At 60.8% G+C, this 14,811-nt stretch carries 17 protein-coding genes; 11 read left to right on the plus strand and 6 right to left on the minus strand.

All coding sequences use genetic code 11. From position 1 onward, the window contains the following. Positions 1 to 151 precede the first annotated feature (151 nt). From FHT75_RS22170 to FHT75_RS22180, 3 genes are all read right to left on the minus strand, one after another. Complete coding sequence (locus FHT75_RS22170) at positions 152 to 667, minus strand: GNAT family N-acetyltransferase (RefSeq protein WP_063474277.1); 516 nt, start codon at positions 665 to 667, stop codon at positions 152 to 154. 26 nt (positions 668 to 693) lie between these two features. After that, a complete protein-coding gene (locus FHT75_RS22175; protein ID WP_183845216.1) occupies positions 694 to 1,197 on the minus strand; it encodes a cupin domain-containing protein in 504 nt (167 codons plus the stop codon). Positions 1,198 to 1,406: 209 nt separating this feature from the next. After that, a complete protein-coding gene (locus tag FHT75_RS22180) occupies positions 1,407 to 1,766 on the minus strand; it encodes a hypothetical protein (RefSeq protein WP_047616410.1) in 360 nt (119 codons plus the stop codon). 345 nt (positions 1,767 to 2,111) lie between these two features. Here FHT75_RS22180 and ribH point away from each other — a divergent pair, with 345 nt between their 5' ends. The 3 genes from ribH to FHT75_RS22195 all read left to right on the plus strand — a co-directional run bounded on the left by ribH (position 2,112) and on the right by FHT75_RS22195 (position 5,390). Then, a complete protein-coding gene (gene ribH, locus FHT75_RS22185; RefSeq protein ID WP_004674116.1) occupies positions 2,112 to 2,567 on the plus strand; it encodes a 6,7-dimethyl-8-ribityllumazine synthase in 456 nt (151 codons plus the stop codon). 3 nt (positions 2,568 to 2,570) lie between these two features. Continuing rightward, a complete protein-coding gene (nusB, locus tag FHT75_RS22190) occupies positions 2,571 to 3,053 on the plus strand; it encodes a transcription antitermination factor NusB (protein ID WP_018241520.1) in 483 nt (160 codons plus the stop codon). Between the two features lie 198 nt (positions 3,054 to 3,251). After that, on the plus strand, positions 3,252 to 5,390 hold the full coding sequence (locus FHT75_RS22195; protein WP_047616414.1) for a sodium-translocating pyrophosphatase: 2,139 nt from the start codon (positions 3,252 to 3,254) through the stop codon (positions 5,388 to 5,390). Positions 5,391 to 5,458: 68 nt separating this feature from the next. Here FHT75_RS22195 and FHT75_RS22200 read toward each other — a convergent pair whose 3' ends face one another. Then, positions 5,459 to 5,992 carry an outer membrane protein assembly factor BamE gene (locus FHT75_RS22200; protein WP_047616416.1) on the minus strand — a complete coding sequence of 178 codons (534 nt, stop codon included), beginning with the start codon at positions 5,990 to 5,992 and terminating at the stop codon, positions 5,459 to 5,461. 187 nt (positions 5,993 to 6,179) lie between these two features. Here FHT75_RS22200 and FHT75_RS22205 point away from each other — a divergent pair, with 187 nt between their 5' ends. The 6 genes from FHT75_RS22205 to FHT75_RS22230 all read left to right on the plus strand — a co-directional run bounded on the left by FHT75_RS22205 (position 6,180) and on the right by FHT75_RS22230 (position 10,623). Beyond that, entirely contained in the window at positions 6,180 to 6,785 is a 606-nt protein-coding gene (locus FHT75_RS22205) for a ubiquinol-cytochrome C chaperone family protein (RefSeq protein ID WP_052213390.1), read from the plus strand. An 11-nt stretch (positions 6,786 to 6,796) separates the two neighbouring features. Continuing rightward, positions 6,797 to 7,351, plus strand: coding sequence for a YceD family protein (locus FHT75_RS22210; RefSeq protein WP_047616418.1), 555 nt, complete (start codon positions 6,797 to 6,799; stop codon positions 7,349 to 7,351). A 99-nt stretch (positions 7,352 to 7,450) separates the two neighbouring features. Next, positions 7,451 to 8,497 (plus strand): phosphate acyltransferase PlsX, encoded by a 1,047-nt coding sequence (gene plsX, locus FHT75_RS22215; protein WP_047616628.1) that lies wholly within the window; start codon positions 7,451 to 7,453, stop codon positions 8,495 to 8,497. Between the two features lie 20 nt (positions 8,498 to 8,517). Then, positions 8,518 to 9,489: a beta-ketoacyl-ACP synthase III gene (locus tag FHT75_RS22220; RefSeq protein ID WP_047616630.1), complete on the plus strand. Its 972-nt coding sequence runs from the start codon at positions 8,518 to 8,520 to the stop codon at positions 9,487 to 9,489. A 106-nt stretch (positions 9,490 to 9,595) separates the two neighbouring features. Further along, the gene (locus tag FHT75_RS22225; RefSeq protein ID WP_047616420.1) at positions 9,596 to 9,934 is read left to right on the plus strand and encodes an integration host factor subunit alpha; all 339 of its coding nucleotides are present in this window, start codon (positions 9,596 to 9,598) and stop codon (positions 9,932 to 9,934) included. Between the two features lie 149 nt (positions 9,935 to 10,083). After that, a complete protein-coding gene (locus tag FHT75_RS22230) occupies positions 10,084 to 10,623 on the plus strand; it encodes a MerR family transcriptional regulator (RefSeq protein ID WP_047616421.1) in 540 nt (179 codons plus the stop codon). A 6-nt stretch (positions 10,624 to 10,629) separates the two neighbouring features. Here the strand turns inward: FHT75_RS22230 and FHT75_RS22235 are convergent, their stop codons facing one another. Further along, a complete protein-coding gene (locus FHT75_RS22235; RefSeq protein ID WP_018447482.1) occupies positions 10,630 to 10,977 on the minus strand; it encodes a response regulator in 348 nt (115 codons plus the stop codon). A 384-nt stretch (positions 10,978 to 11,361) separates the two neighbouring features. Here FHT75_RS22235 and FHT75_RS22240 point away from each other — a divergent pair, with 384 nt between their 5' ends. Next, entirely contained in the window at positions 11,362 to 13,008 is a 1,647-nt protein-coding gene (locus FHT75_RS22240; protein ID WP_183845215.1) for an ATP-binding protein, read from the plus strand. A gap of 149 nt (positions 13,009 to 13,157) precedes the next feature. Here FHT75_RS22240 and FHT75_RS22245 read toward each other — a convergent pair whose 3' ends face one another. Beyond that, positions 13,158 to 13,472 carry a DUF1236 domain-containing protein gene (locus FHT75_RS22245; protein ID WP_063474280.1) on the minus strand — a complete coding sequence of 105 codons (315 nt, stop codon included), beginning with the start codon at positions 13,470 to 13,472 and terminating at the stop codon, positions 13,158 to 13,160. Between the two features lie 314 nt (positions 13,473 to 13,786). On the opposite strand from FHT75_RS22245, the gene bcsN reads away from it, so the two are divergent. Then, positions 13,787 to 14,767: a cellulose biosynthesis protein BcsN gene (gene bcsN, locus FHT75_RS22250; protein WP_063474334.1), complete on the plus strand. Its 981-nt coding sequence runs from the start codon at positions 13,787 to 13,789 to the stop codon at positions 14,765 to 14,767. Positions 14,768 to 14,811: the final 44 nt, after the last annotated feature.

The following is a 14,811-nucleotide window of genomic DNA, read 5'->3' on the forward strand; positions in this document are numbered from 1 at the left end:
AGCCACTCGTATCGCCCCGTCCTTCGGACCCCCGTAAAAGCGGGGCGAGGGGACGTGCCATGCGAGACGCCGGCGAAGGACGGAGAGGTCGCCGCATATTCCCTTCGCCCCGTTTACGGGGAGAAGGTGCCGGCAGGCGGATGAGGGGCCGCTACCGCGAAAACTGAATAATCTCGCCATTGTATTGCGTCCGCGCCGTCTCGCGAAAACCGAGCTTGGCTGCCACCCGCAACGAAGCCTCATTCTCGGGGCTGATGATGCAGCTCATTGGTTTTCCTGGGAAATGCACCTCCGCCCAGCCGATCAGGATTGCCAGCGCCTCGGTGGCATAACCGCGGCCGTGTGCTAAGGGCATCAGCGCCCAGCCGACTTCCATCGTCCCTTCGATCGACGGTTCCATCTCGCGGCGGGCTTCGAGGAAGCCCGCTTCGCCGATGAACCGGCCGCTCTCTTTTTCGATGATCGCCAGAAAGCCGAAGCCCATATGATGCCACATGCCGGCGAGGCGCAGCATGCGGCTCCAGCTCTGCTCGCGCGTCGATGGCACGCCGGTGATGAAGCGAACGACGTCCTCGTTTGCCCATAATGCCGCATGCGCCTCGAAATCGTCGAGGCGGTGAGGGCGCATCGTCAGCCGCGCCGTTTCGAAGGTCGGAATGTCGGTCACATCAGGTCCTTATGGAAATCGCGCCCTCAGGCGCCGGGCTCGCCGTCCCAATAATCGAGATCACCTTCCGGCCGTCCGATGTGGCGGAAGCGCCCGGCTTTTGTGCCGTCCCTGTTGGTCTTGGCAAGGAACTTTCCGGAATCGGGATATTCGACGATCTCGGTCTTCGCCATCGTCGAGATGCCGAGATAGACAAGCGTCGTCGTGCCGGTGTTGATGATTTGGTGCGCCGTTTCCGGCCCGCCAGCCGGCGCGCCGAGCACGTCGCCCGCCCTGATCGGATGGCGCGCGTCGCCGAAGCGGTATTCGCCGGTGCCTGCGATTATATGGAAGAGTTCGTCTTCGACATGATGATTGTGGAAGGGACAGCCCGACTTGCCTGGCGGTACCTCGTTGTAGCTGACGCCGAGTCCGACGAGGCCGAGAAGCGTGCCGAACGAGGTGTCGACGCTTTCATAGAACTCGCCCTGTTTCCAATGGTCGAGCTTGAGATCGGCGGTATTGATCACCGCCTTCGGTTCCATCGCCATGATGTTCTCCTGTTGCAGGAAGAGAAACTATCATCGCGCCGGAAAATTCAATGCCTATCTCGGAAATCCCCGGCATGGGCGGAGAGGAGACCGCCGCCCATGCTGTGAGCGGCCGCGCATGGAATGGAACACGCTAGGGACGCTCGATCACTTCAACCCACGCATACCCCCGAAGATCGATTCCGATCTCGGGGGTATGCGCTGGAGCGTCAGCGGACGTAGAAGGTCAAGCTTCCGTCGGCTGCCTGCTCGGCGTTGACGATGTTGCGGACGTCGACGCCTTCATTGTTGAGCCGGTGGGCCAGCGATCTGTTGGCGTCGATCGAGGCCTGGATGCCGCGAACGGCCTGACCGGAGCGTTCCGGCGCCGAGCGCGGACCGGTCGTTTCGTCGTCGAGATTGCGCCAGTTATGGACCTGCTCGACATTGAAATCATTGCCGTGGAAGGTCCGGAGTGTCTGTTCGATGCCCTGGGCCGTGTTCATTCCAAGGCTTTCGGCCCGGCTGACGCCGGCAAATGCGAGCGAGGACAGGGCTGCGGCGAGGGTGATGGTGACAACGCGGTTCATGATGGTATCCTTTCATCTGCTTTGACGGTCGACTGTCGTTGCAGGGGATCGTCTGCGTCACGACATGGAATTGGCGTCGCCCCCTTCGCGATTCAATGGGTTAAGCCACTGAAAATCCATTAAGAATTGTTCATGAAAACCGCCTTCGAATTGCCGTTTTCAAGGCATCCGGGAAAGCTGATTTGAAAGGCTTGCCCAGCAGTGCAGGCAGGACGCGGCTATCCCCTTGCAGATATTTCTTCTTTGGCATTGGGGCATCGGGCGAAATTGCTTGCCATTCGGACGAAGGCATGTTTTGACCGCGGGCTGCCGAGTGGGAAATGTCCCGCCAACCGAAGGTGAACCATGCCGAGAGAGACCGCTCCCCATATTTTGATCGTTGAGGCCCGCTTCTACGACGACATGGCCGACGCCCTGCTCGAAGGCGCGACCTTCGCATTGCAAGAAGCCGGCGCCACCTTCGAGGTGGTCACCGTTCCCGGCGCACTGGAAATTCCGGCGGCGATTGCCATGTCGCTCGATGGAGACGACAATGGCGGCACGCATTATGACGGCTATGTCGCCCTCGGCATGGTCATTCGCGGCGAGACCTATCACTTCGATATCGTGTCGAACGAATCCTCGCGCGCCTTGATGGATCTTGCGGTCAGCGAGTCCCTTGCCATCGGCAACGGCATCCTGACCGTCGAAAACGATGAACAGGCATGGGCGCGCGCGCGCCGCTCGGATAAGGATAAGGGCGGATTTGCCGCTCGTGCAGCTCTGACGATGATCGAGCTGAAGCAGAAACTGGGTGCATAACGAATGAACGACGACAAGACGGAACGGCCGGTCAAGACTGCAAACCAGCGGGGCGCTGCCCGTCTTGCTGCCGTTCAGGCACTTTATCAAATGGATGTCGGCGGCACCGGCGTTCTGGAAATCGTCGCCGAATACGAGGCGCACCGTCTTGGCCAGGAACTCGACGGCGCGACCTATCTGAAGGCCGATGCCGCCTGGTTCCGTTCCATCGTCTCCGGCGTCGTGCGCGATCAGGTCCGCCTCGATCCGCTGATTGCCGCGGCCCTGCAGGATGATTGGGCCTTGTCGCGCCTCGACAGCACCGTGCGCGCCATTCTGCGCGCCGGCGTCTTCGAGATCACCGACCGCAAGGACGTTCCCGTGGCGGTCATCGTCACCGAATATGTCGAGATCGCCCAGGCCTTCTTCGACGACGACGAGCCGAAGCTTGTCAACGCCGTGCTCGACCGCATCGCCAAGCAGGTCCGCGGCGAGGCGAAGAAATAACTCCTTAGCCGCCAAACAATCTCCCTGCGTCTTTCTTCGCACTGCAATGGTTTTCGCCCGTTGCGGTCTTGACGCAACGTGATCGACCACGCAATCTCCGCACCGCTTAGCTGTGGCATTTCTGTGGAGAGGAAGGCGATTCGGCGGCGTATCTGCCGGAGAAGGAGTGATCTCCGGCCTATGGGAGGAACGAGCGAAATGACCATTCTTTTATGCGTAATCGCATGCGGTCTGCTCTCGGTGGTCTATGCCGCCTGGGCAACCCGGTCGGTGCTTGCCGCCGATCAGGGCAATAGCCGCATGCAGGAGATCGCGGGTTACATCCGCGAAGGCGCTCAAGCCTATCTGACGCGCCAGTACAGAACCATTGCCCTTGTCGGCGTTGTTGTTTTCATCGCAGCCTGGCTGCTTCTTTCCGCCACGGCCGCCATCGGTTTCCTGATTGGCGCCGTACTATCAGGCGCTGCCGGTTTCATCGGCATGCATGTCTCCGTCCGCGCCAATGTGCGCACCGCCCAGGCAGCCTCCATCAGCCTTTCCGCTGGCCTCGACATCGCCTTCAAGTCGGGTGCGATCACCGGCATGCTGGTGGCCGGTCTGGCGCTGCTCGGCGTCTCCATCTACTACACTATTTTGACCATCGGGCTCGGCCATGAGAGCGGCTCGCGCGAAGTCATCGATGCGCTGGTGGCGCTCGGCTTCGGCGCTTCGCTGATCTCGATCTTCGCCCGTCTCGGTGGCGGTATCTTCACCAAGGGCGCCGACGTCGGCGGCGACCTCGTCGGCAAGGTGGAAGCCGGCATTCCCGAAGACGATCCGCGCAACCCGGCAACGATTGCCGATAATGTCGGCGACAATGTCGGCGACTGCGCCGGCATGGCCGCCGACCTCTTCGAGACCTATGCGGTCTCGGTCGTCGCCACCATGGTTCTCGCCGCCATCTTCTTTGCCGGCGCGCCGATCCTCCAGTCTGCGATGGTCTATCCGCTGGCGATCTGCGGTGCCTGCATCATCACCTCGATCATCGGCACCTTCTTCGTCAAGCTCGGTGCGAACGGCTCGATCATGGGCGCTCTTTACAAGGGCCTCATCGTCACCGGCCTGCTGTCGATCGTCGGTCTCGGCGCTGCCACCTCGCTGACCATCGGCTGGGGCTCGATCGGCTCCGTCGGCGGCGCCGATATCTCGGGCGCGCACCTCTTCTTCTGCGGCGTCATCGGCCTCGTCGTCACCGCGCTGATCGTGGTGATCACCGAATATTATACAGGCACCGGCAAGCGCCCGGTCGTTTCGATCGCCCAGGCCTCGGTCACCGGTCACGGCACCAACGTCATCCAGGGTCTGGCCGTCTCGCTGGAATCGACGGCACTGCCGGCGATTGTCATCGTCGGCGGCATTCTCGCCACCTACCAGCTCGGCGGCCTGTTCGGCACCGGCATTGCGGTCACGGCGATGCTGGGCATTGCCGGGATGATCGTCGCGCTCGACGCCTTCGGACCGGTGACGGACAATGCCGGCGGTATCGCCGAAATGTCGCATCTGCCGCCGGAGGTGCGCAAATCCACCGACGCGCTCGATGCTGTCGGCAATACGACCAAAGCCGTCACCAAGGGTTATGCCATCGGTTCCGCCGGTCTCGGCGCACTGGTTCTCTTCGCCGCCTACTCCTACGACCTCAAATATTTTGCGGCGAATGGCGACAAGTTCCCTTATTTCGCGGGCATAGGCGAAATTTCCTTCGATCTTTCCAACCCCTACGTCGTGGCGGGATTGATCTTCGGAGGTCTCGTTCCCTACCTCTTCGGCGGCATTGCCATGACCGCCGTCGGCCGTGCGGCCGGCGCGATCGTCGAGGAAGTCCGCCGTCAGTTCAAGGAAAAGCCCGGCATCATGCAGGGCACGGAAAAGCCGGATTACGGCAGGGCCGTCGACCTTCTGACCAAGGCCGCCATCCGCGAGATGATCGTGCCGTCGCTGCTGCCGGTGCTGGCGCCGATCGTCGTCTATTTCGGCGTGCTGCTCATCTCCGGCTCCAAGGCTTCCGCCTTTGCCGCGCTCGGCGCATCGCTGCTCGGCGTCATCATCAACGGCCTCTTCGTCGCCATCTCGATGACATCGGGCGGTGGCGCCTGGGACAATGCCAAGAAGAGCTTCGAGGACGGTTTCGTCGACAAGGACGGCGTGCGTCACATGAAGGGTTCGGATGCGCACAAGGCCTCCGTCACCGGCGATACGGTCGGCGATCCCTACAAGGATACCGCCGGCCCCGCCGTCAACCCGGCGATCAAGATCACCAATATCGTCGCACTTCTGCTGCTCGCCGTTCTTGCTGGCTAGACAGATCAGAGACCATTAAAAAACCCGCCGGAGCGATCCGGCGGGTTTTTCGTATGAGGTATGTCCGATCAGCGCAGGCTGCTTGGGTTCTGCGGCGTACCTCCCGCACCGCCGCCGAACAGGCTGCGGGCAGCACTCGCGGCGCTGCCGCCGGAGAGCATCTGCTGCAGGAAGGTGAGTTCCTTGCCGCCGGTCGGCGTGACGCGTCCGATCGTGTCGAACACCTTGCCGTCCTGCAGCGTATAGTTGGCACGGCGGCTGACGACGTTGTCCTTGTCGAAATAGATTGCCAGAACGCTCTGGTCGACGACCTTCAGCTTCTGGAAGGCGACGGCACGCGTGCGTCGCTGCGAGATATAATAGAAGACTTCGCCGTCGAAGGTCGCCGTCGTCGAGGGGGTGCCGAGCGACAGCAGCACCTGCTCGCGGCTTGAACCCTCCGGAACGAGGTTCAGCGACTGCTGGTCGGCGACATAACCGCCGTTGAGCACGGTGCTGGTTTGGCAGCCGGAAAGAGCTGATGTGGAGGCGATTATGAAGGCAATGGCCGCACTGCTGAAGAATTTCATGTCAGACTTGAAATACCGTTTCTTCAACGACATCTACTCCCTTGAGTGTCGATAGCAGCCATTTTGGGCCTTGCACGCTTTCCTCCTGCAAAACCATTGTGGCCATTCCGAGTCGAATGTCCCGAATTCGCTTCGTAGACGCATTGAAGGCATTGTCCCGAAACTGGCCACGATCAGCATTGCAATTCGCGCCTGCTTCGGTAAACCAGCTTTCGAAATCATGCAACAAGGCCAGACGCCAGCCGGCATGAAGAATGAGGCATTTCCGGAAAAAACAATGATCTTCGGGCTCTTCCGTAAGAAAAACAACAATCAGGCGATCGTCGACAGGCAATATGCGGCCTTGGCGGCGGCCGCGCGCATGCCGGAACTCTACGAGCAGCTCAATGTGCCCGATACGGTCATGGGCCGTTTCGAGATGCTGTCGATCACCATGATTCTGTTTTTTCGCCGCACGCGCGCTTCCGCCACCAGCGGTCAGGAGATCGCCCAGGAGATCGTCGACGCCTTCTTCCAGGATATCGACTATTCGATCCGCGAGCTCGGCATCGGCGACAACAGCGTGCCGAAGCGCATGAAGAAGCTTGCCGGCATGTTTTACGGCCGGCTCGAAGCCTATTCGAAGGCGATGGACACCGGCGATGCCGAAGCCCTGGCTCTTGCTCTTCAACGCAATATCTACCCCGAAACCGAAGCGCCGGCCGATATGTCCGGCCTCGCCGGATGGATGATCACCGCGGAAGCGCATCTGTCCGCTCTAGCCGAAGAGGTGATCGCCACCGGCTCGGCAACGCTTCCGCCGGTCGCCAGCCCACCGGTTGCCTGAAGGAGGAAACGATGAAGAATGATCGGGACGATGTTCCCTTCTCCTATCATGTCAAGGTCGGCCATATTTCGGCCAACCCCGTCGAGGTCCATGTCGAGGCCGACGCCAGCGAACTCACGGCGCTTGCCAAGACCTGGAACGTCGTTTCCGTCGACGATCTCAGCGCCGATCTGCAGATTGCCCGCTGGAAGCGCGACGGCGTGCGCATCAAGGGCCGCGTGCAGGCGAAGATCGTCCAGTCCTGCGTCGTGACGCTGGAACCGGTCGAATCCGCCATCGATGAGAGCTTCGAGCAGATCTTCGTGCCGGAGGGCTCCAAGCTTGCGCGCCAGCCCGGCAGCGACGCCGGCGAGATGCTGCTCGATCCCGACGGTCCCGATCTGCCCGAAACCTTTGTCGGCGATACGATCGATGCCGGCGAGGTGGTTGCAGAATTCGCCGCTTTGGCGATTGATCCCTATCCGCGCAAGGAGGGTATCGAATTCTCAGGTCATATCGAGGATAGCGGCGAGGACGATAAAAAACCCTCCGCTTTCGCGGTCCTCAAGGACTGGAAAAAGGACTGAAGCGTCTCTGGCATTTGACACAATTCAGTTGTAAGCGACGCCAAAACCGGTATTTTGGCCGAAATTTCGCCCCTCGGCGAAAAGAAGGATCAGGGACGCGTGATCAGAATATCTCTCGACCTCATGGGTGGCGACTTTGGTCCCCAGGTTGTCATCCCCGGCGCCGCCAAGGCGCTGGATCGGCATCCGGATATTTCCTTCGTTTTCTACGGTCTCAAGGAACAGTGCGATCCGGTTCTCGCCAAGTTTCCGAAACTCAAAGAAAAATCGCTCTTTCACGATTGCGAACTTGCCGTTGCTATGGATGAGAAGCCGAGCCAGGCGCTGCGCCGCGGCCGCTATATCTCCACCATGTGGCGTTCGATCGAGGCGGTGAAGACGGGGGAGGCCGATGTCGCGGTCTCAGCCGGCAATACCGGGGCGCTGATGGCGATGGCGAAGTTCTGTCTGCGCACCATGGCCAATATCGAGCGCCCGGCGATCGCTGCGATCTGGCCGACGCTGAAGGGCGAGAGCATCGTCCTGGACGTCGGTGCGACGATCGGCGCCGATGCGCAGCAGCTGATGGATTTCGCCCTGATGGGTGGCGCCATGGCGCGCGCGCTGTTCGAAGTCGAACGCCCGACGATCGGCCTTCTGAACGTCGGTGTCGAGGAGATGAAGGGCCAGGAGGAGGTCAAGGAAGCCGGCCGGCTGTTGCGCGAGGCCAATATCGATTCGCTCGAATATTCCGGCTTTGTCGAGGGCAACGACCTTGGCAAGGGCACGGTCGACGTGGTCGTCACCGAAGGATTCTCCGGCAACATCGCACTCAAGACCGCCGAGGGCACCGCCAAGCAGATCGGCGAATATCTGCGTGCCGCCATGTCGCGCACGCTGCTCGCCCGCATCGGCTACCTCTTTGCCAAAAGCGCCTTCGACATGCTTCGTGAGAAGCTCGATCCGAGCAAGGTCAATGGCGGCGTGTTTCTCGGCCTGAACGGTATCGTCATCAAGAGCCATGGCGGAGCGAATGCCGAAGGCATCGCAGCCGCCATCGAAGTCGGCTACGACATGGCCAAGAACGGCCTCAATCAGAAAATAGAAAACGATCTTAAGAAATATCATGCCAAACGGCTGCCCCCAATGGGCCCGGAAGCGGCATGAGCGATAGGGTTCAGTCAAATATGATCCGTTCAGTGGTTCGCGGGTTCGGAGCCGCACTTCCGAAGCGCGTGATGACCAATGGTGACATGGAGGCGATCGTCGACACATCCGACGAATGGATCGTCCAGCGCACCGGCATCCGCCAGCGTTATATCGCCGGTGATGACGAAACGACGGCGTCGCTCGGCGAGGCCGCCGCGCGTGCAGCCCTTGCCAATGGCGGTCTGACGCCCGCCGACATCGATCTCATCATCTGCGCCACCTCGACGCCGGACAACACCTTTCCGGCAACGTCGGTCAACATCCAGAACCGTCTCGGCATGAGCCACGGCTTCGCCTTCGACGTCCAGGCCGTCTGCACCGGTTTCGTCTATGCGGTCACCACAGCAGATGCCTATATCCGCGGCGGGCTTGCCAAGCGCGTTCTCGTCATCGGCGCCGAAACTTTTTCGCGCATTCTCGACTGGAACGACCGCACCACCTGCGTGCTTTTCGGCGATGGCGCCGGCGCGATCATACTCGAAGCGACCGAAGGCGAGGGCACCGTTGCCGACCGCGGCGTGCTGACCGCGCATCTGCGTTCCGACGGCTCGCATAAGGAAAAGCTGTATGTCGATGGCGGACCGTCGACGACCGGCACTGTCGGCAAGCTGCGCATGGAAGGCCGTGAGGTCTTCAAATATGCCGTCGGCATGATCACCGATGTCATTCAGGCGGCTTTCGATTCGACCGGCACTACTGCCGATGATCTCGACTGGCTGGTGCCGCACCAGGCCAATCGACGCATCATCGATGGTTCGGCGAAGAAGCTGAACATCGACGCGGCGAAAGTCGTCGTAACCGTCGACCTGCACGGCAACACGTCGGCCGCCTCGATCCCGCTCGCACTGGCGACCGCTGCCGGCGACGGCCGCATCAAGAAGGGCGACCTGGTGATGCTCGAAGCGATGGGCGGCGGCTTTACCTGGGGCGCCGTTCTGCTGCGCTGGTAGGCAGGAATCCTAAAAAACTGGCGGCGAACAAGAGCTTGACCGTAAGGCGCAAGACAAATACTCTTCGTGCGATTTCACAAAATAGTTTGTAGTGGGCGGGGAAACCATGACCGGAAAAACAGTGACGCGAGCAGACCTGGCGGAATCCGTTTTCCGAAAGGTCGGGCTTTCCCGGACCGAATCTGCCGAACTCGTCGAAACCGTCATCGACGAGATCTGCAATGCGATCGTGCGCGGTGAAACCGTCAAGCTTTCCTCCTTTGCCACTTTCCAGGTGCGCGACAAGAACGAGCGGATCGGCCGCAACCCGAAGACCGGCGAGGAGGTTCCGATTTCCCCGCGCCGTGTCATGACCTTCAAGGCGTCGAACGTGTTGAAGACGCGCATCCTCAAGGCGCATGTCGCTCGCAAGATCAAGCTGAAGCCGCAGAATCCGGCTCCCTGATCATCGGCTTCCCGTTTCTAAGCAGCGTTTTTTGCTTTCGCACTGTCCAACGTTGTGCGCAACGTCGAGACATGACTTGAATTGTCGACGCCAAACCGTTGAAATATGATGAGTCGCCGTTGGATCGAGCCGCGAGGTCGCGTAGCAGTATGACGTTGGACAAGAGCCCCGATGCCTTTCGCACCATCAGCGAAGTCGCAGACGATCTTGATCTGCCGCAGCATGTGCTGCGCTTCTGGGAAACGCGTTTTCCCCAGATAAAGCCGATGAAGCGCGGCGGCGGCCGTCGTTATTACCGGCCGGAGGACGTGGATCTCCTCAAGGGCATCCGGCATCTGCTCTATGATCACGGCTATACGATCAAGGGTGTGCAGAAGCTTCTGAAGACCAACGGCAACAAGTTCGTCATATCGGTCGGCCACGGCGATCTCGCCAGCGTCGAGGCGCTTGCCTCGGGCGTGCAGGATGCCGGTGCCGGCGAACCGCGCGTCGGCATGGCCGACGAAGATCAGATCGTCGGCCGCGCCAAGCCGCCGATCACCCGCCGATTCTTCAATTTCGTCGCTGGAGACGACGAGCAGGAAGTTTCGATCGGCAAGTCGAGCGTCGGCAAGGAAGACAGAGCGCTACTGCAGGAGGCGCTCTACGATCTCCTGGAATGCAAGCGCCTGCTCGACCAGGTGCGCTGAACCGCTTCAGGCTTCGGTCAGCCGCTTCATCGCCTGTTCGAGTTCGCTAAGCTGGAAGGGTTTTTGCAGCACGGGCAATGTGCTGGGGCTGCTGCCATCAGGCGCGGTGCCGTATCCCGTCGCGTAGAGATAGGGTTTGCCGCGTTCGTCGAGCAGCTTTGCGACCGGTAGTGAACTCTGCCCGGCCAGCGAGACGTCGAGTATGGCAGCGTCGAACTCCGTATCCCTGGCGGTTGCCAGCGCTCGCTCCAGATCGGGCGCGCTGGCGCAGACCCGGTAACCCAGATCGGCGAGCATGTCCTCGAGCAGCATGGCAATCAGCGCGTCGTCTTCGACGATGAATATGTCTTTCATGATCCGGTCCACCCATTGCCCCCTTGCTAGAGCGCCGTGCGTCCTTTCGGATGCACAAAGGACGCTCCGACACTTTAAACCTACGCATCGTGCTTTCCAAAAATCGATTCTGATTTTCGGAAAGCACGATGCGTAGGCATGATGGTTTATGTGGACCGCTTGCACGGCTCGTCAAGACGTCGTGCCCGGCAGTGTGAGAAACAGCATATTGCCGGTTGAAATTCGATGTGCAAAAGCTGGGATGCCGGCCGCGCAACGGCCACTTGCTGCATAATTCCTGAAATCCGAATCGATTTCGGGATAAAATTATGCAGAAATCCAAAGTGTTACAGCGTCTTTTGCGCGTCTGAAAAGACATGGCGGTGCTGTAAGAAGGGGTGTCGGATGGATTTGCTGAGTGCCACGGATTGGCTGCGTCACAGGCCGGGTTTTACCTACCCGCTTGCCGTTGCCTTCGTTGGTCTGACGTTTCTTTTGAGGCTTGCCGCCAGCGACTATCTCTCCGGCTTTCCCTTTCTGAGCTTCCTTCCGGCGATATTGCTCGCAAGTTTCATCGGCGGCGCCGGGCCGGGCCTTGTCGCGGCCATGCTTGCCGCTTTCATCGTCCAGCAATTTTTCGTCGAGCCGCACAATATTTTCTGGCCGGTCAGCGCCGGCCAATGGGTCGGTCTTTCCACTTATCTCATCAATGCCGCGATCATCGTCGGCCTGATGGAGATGATCATTATCGCCCATGAGCGGCAGAGCCGCCTTCGCAACGAGCTCAACAGCTTCAACACGCGCCTCGAAGAGACGGTGGTCCAGCGCACGGCCGAGCTCCGGCACGAGATGGAAGAGAATGCTGCCGCTCAGGCGCAGGTCCGCCAGTTGCAGAAGATGGAGACGATCGGACAGCTGACCGGCGGCGTCGCTCACGATTTCAACAACATGCTGGCGATCATCATCGGTAACCTCGATCTCGCCCAGCGGCGCCTGACCGGCAACGAGGATCCCCGGCTGCTGAATTCCATCCAGAACGCCAAAGACGGCGCGCAGAGGGCGGCCGTTCTGACCGCGCGCCTTCTCGCCTTCTCGCGCCAGCAGCCGCTCGCGCCTGAAGTGATCGACCTCAACAAGCTGGTCGGCGGCATGTCCGAGCTGCTACGGCGCACGCTCGGCGAGCAGATCCGGATCGAGACCGTGCTCGCCGGTGGCCTCTGGCCAAGCTTTGCCGATCTGAGCCAGCTCGAGAACGCTATTCTGAACCTGGCCGTCAACGCCCGTGATGCCATGCCGGGCGGCGGAAATCTGACGATCGAGACCGCCAATACCGAACTCGACGAGCGCTATTCGCGCATGCATTCGGAGGTGGAGGCCGGCCAGTATGTGATGATCAGCATCACCGATACCGGCACCGGCATGTCGCCGGAGGTGATCGAGCGCGCCTTCGACCCGTTCTACACGACCAAGGGACCCGGCAAGGGCACCGGTCTCGGCCTTAGCCAGGTTTACGGCTACATCAAGCAGAGCGGCGGCCACATCAAGATCTATTCGGAAATCGACAGGGGCACGACGGTGAAGATCTATCTTCCCCGTCATGTCGGCGCGACGGACGCCCGTTTGAGCGCCGCCGGCGCTCAGCCGATTCCTCAGGGCAGCTTCAACGATACGATCCTGGTGGTGGAGGATGATGAGAACGTCCGCACCATGACCGCAGAAAGCCTGCATGAACTCGGTTACACCGTATTGCAGGCGGCAAGCGGTATGGAGGCGCTTTTGCTTCTGGAGGAGAATGCGGCAGTCGACCTGATCTTCACCGATATCGTCATGCCGCAGATGAGCGGACGCCAGCTTGCCGATGTCGTCCAGGAAAAATGGCCGGCGATCCGGATCCTCTACACGACGGGCTACACCCGCAATGCCATCGTCCACAATGGTGTGCTCGATCACGGCGTTTCCCTGCTCGCCAAGCCCTTCAGCCTGGAGCAGCTCGCCCACAAGATTCGTGAACTTCTGAATGTGCCGGTGAGGATGGAAGATGAGCGGACGTGAAGCCGCTAGATCATAATGCCGAAAAGTGTGTGCGGTTTTCGCACGACATCATGTTCTACTCCTTAATTTAGAACAGGATTTAGATTTTAGGCTGGCCGGGCCTAAAATCATCCTGTTCTAGACGGCCGCACGTCCACGGTTAGATCAGATTATTCCAGGACCTGGATTATGCGGTGCGTCTTCGGCTCGACGATCACGCGCCGCTCGTTGACGACGGTGTAGCCGTAGCCGTCGACGTTGGGCACGGTATGCACTTCGACGGTATCGGGCAGTGTCGCGCCGACTGCGATATCGCCTTCATAGACGACGGACGGCGCGGTTTGCTCCATCACATAGGTGCGCACTTCGCCGGGCAATACCACGGAGCCGGTCGGTGCGGGATCGGTGACGATGACGGTGCTCTGCGCGAAGGCGGCGGAGCTGATGGTCAGCATGGCGGCCGCAGCCAGCATGATCTTGCGCATGGGATATTCTCCTTTTCCTACCCAGACATCAACGCAACGCCGGCCATGCGGCTGACTTTTGCCGGACGGAGACACGCGCAATGAGAGCGGTTGAGGTGTTGCGAAACTGGTTTGTGCATCATACGGTTGAGCTGTCCGAATAACGTCCAGTGTGATTCCCTCCGGTGATATCAGCGGCTCGTTCTTTTTTACTCTTCATTAACCATGCTGGCGGTTTATGTCGGATGAACGGCCGGGTGGTCGTTGATTCGAAGGTCCGTCGCGTTTCGGTTCGCGAATGGATATCTGAAAAGACGATTGCGGCGGCTCGAAACATGCGTTTGCGGAAGACGATATCGCTGATGGCCGTGGCAGGCGTGATGGCCGGCTGCACGTCGACCGGCGGTGTGCATCAGCCTTCCGGGCCGGAAACCGTGGCGCCTGAAAAGGCGCTGGTCCTGCCGCCGCCGGGCGGCCCGTCGATCGTCAGCGTCGTCGAGCGCAAGCGCGGCAACGGCGTCGAGCAGACGATCTCGCTGTTTACCTCATCCGCCGTGCCCGGTCAGAATTTCCTCAAGGTCCAGTTCCTCGGCGCTTCCGGCGCCAATCCCGGCACCGGCAATGCCGGCTTCAGCATGATCAACGAGAGCGGCATTACCCGCGAGGTGGCCCGCTCGGCCCCCGGTGTGCCGATGGCGACCTCGGCGACCTTCCTGCAAAACGCTTATGGGCCCTTCGGCTATGCCGCCGGCCGCAGCCGCGCAGGCGACACCTGCATCTATGCCTGGCAACAGATCCGGTCGAGTGCCGCCGCCAATACCCAGGCGCGCAATTTCGGCATGATCCAGCTGCGTCTGCGTCTCTGCGATGCGAGTGCTACCGAGCGTCAGCTGCTCGGCATTGTCTACGGCTACACCGTATCAGGCACGTTCGACGGCGAGATCTGGAATCCTTACGGCAATCCGCCGCCCGCCGATGGTGCGCTCGGGCGCAGCGGCGCGCCGATCTATCCCGACGAGGGCGGTTATCGCGCCAGTCCGATGCCGATCGGCTATGAGCCGGCGCCCGCGATTGTCAGCGGGCCGCGGGCAACGCCTCTTCGCAAGACCCCGACCTCGCAACCGGCTCAAGGCGCAGCACCTATGCCCGCGCCCATTGGCCCGCGCGTGCCGCTGCCGGGCGAGGCGCCACAGACGAGCGCAAAGCCGGATGCCGCGCCTGCGCCGAACCAACAATCGGCAAGGGCGATCGGCGTCACCGTGCCTTCGCCGGACTGTATAGGCGACGCGGCCATGACGGCCGCCTGCCGGAAATAGTGAGCATGCCAGGGGCGCCGGAAGGCGCCCTGGTTGAGCAACTT

This window comes from Rhizobium sp. BK112, from assembly GCF_014193215.1.
GTDB classification, from domain to species: domain Bacteria; phylum Pseudomonadota; class Alphaproteobacteria; order Rhizobiales; family Rhizobiaceae; genus Rhizobium; species Rhizobium anhuiense.

Excerpts from the sequence above, each read along its gene's own strand:
- FHT75_RS22175 (WP_183845216.1), bottom strand. The coding sequence starts at position 1,197 with ATGGCGATGGAACCGAAGGCGGTGATCAATACCGCCGATCTCAAGCTC.
- FHT75_RS22180 (WP_047616410.1), bottom strand. The coding sequence starts at position 1,766 with ATGAACCGCGTTGTCACCATCACCCTCGCCGCAGCCCTGTCCTCGCTC.
- ribH (WP_004674116.1), top strand. The coding sequence starts at position 2,112 with ATGCCGAGAGAGACCGCTCCCCATATTTTGATCGTTGAGGCCCGCTTC.
- nusB (WP_018241520.1), top strand. The coding sequence starts at position 2,571 with ATGAACGACGACAAGACGGAACGGCCGGTCAAGACTGCAAACCAGCGG.
- FHT75_RS22195 (WP_047616414.1), top strand. The coding sequence starts at position 3,252 with ATGACCATTCTTTTATGCGTAATCGCATGCGGTCTGCTCTCGGTGGTC.
- FHT75_RS22200 (WP_047616416.1), bottom strand. The coding sequence starts at position 5,992 with ATGTCGTTGAAGAAACGGTATTTCAAGTCTGACATGAAATTCTTCAGC.
- FHT75_RS22205 (WP_052213390.1), top strand. The coding sequence starts at position 6,180 with ATGCAACAAGGCCAGACGCCAGCCGGCATGAAGAATGAGGCATTTCCG.
- FHT75_RS22210 (WP_047616418.1), top strand. The coding sequence starts at position 6,797 with ATGAAGAATGATCGGGACGATGTTCCCTTCTCCTATCATGTCAAGGTC.
- FHT75_RS22220 (WP_047616630.1), top strand. The coding sequence starts at position 8,518 with ATGATCCGTTCAGTGGTTCGCGGGTTCGGAGCCGCACTTCCGAAGCGC.
- FHT75_RS22225 (WP_047616420.1), top strand. The coding sequence starts at position 9,596 with ATGACCGGAAAAACAGTGACGCGAGCAGACCTGGCGGAATCCGTTTTC.
- FHT75_RS22230 (WP_047616421.1), top strand. The coding sequence starts at position 10,084 with ATGACGTTGGACAAGAGCCCCGATGCCTTTCGCACCATCAGCGAAGTC.
- FHT75_RS22235 (WP_018447482.1), bottom strand. The coding sequence starts at position 10,977 with ATGAAAGACATATTCATCGTCGAAGACGACGCGCTGATTGCCATGCTG.
- FHT75_RS22240 (WP_183845215.1), top strand. The coding sequence starts at position 11,362 with ATGGATTTGCTGAGTGCCACGGATTGGCTGCGTCACAGGCCGGGTTTT.
- FHT75_RS22245 (WP_063474280.1), bottom strand. The coding sequence starts at position 13,472 with ATGCGCAAGATCATGCTGGCTGCGGCCGCCATGCTGACCATCAGCTCC.
- bcsN (WP_063474334.1), top strand. The coding sequence starts at position 13,787 with ATGCGTTTGCGGAAGACGATATCGCTGATGGCCGTGGCAGGCGTGATG.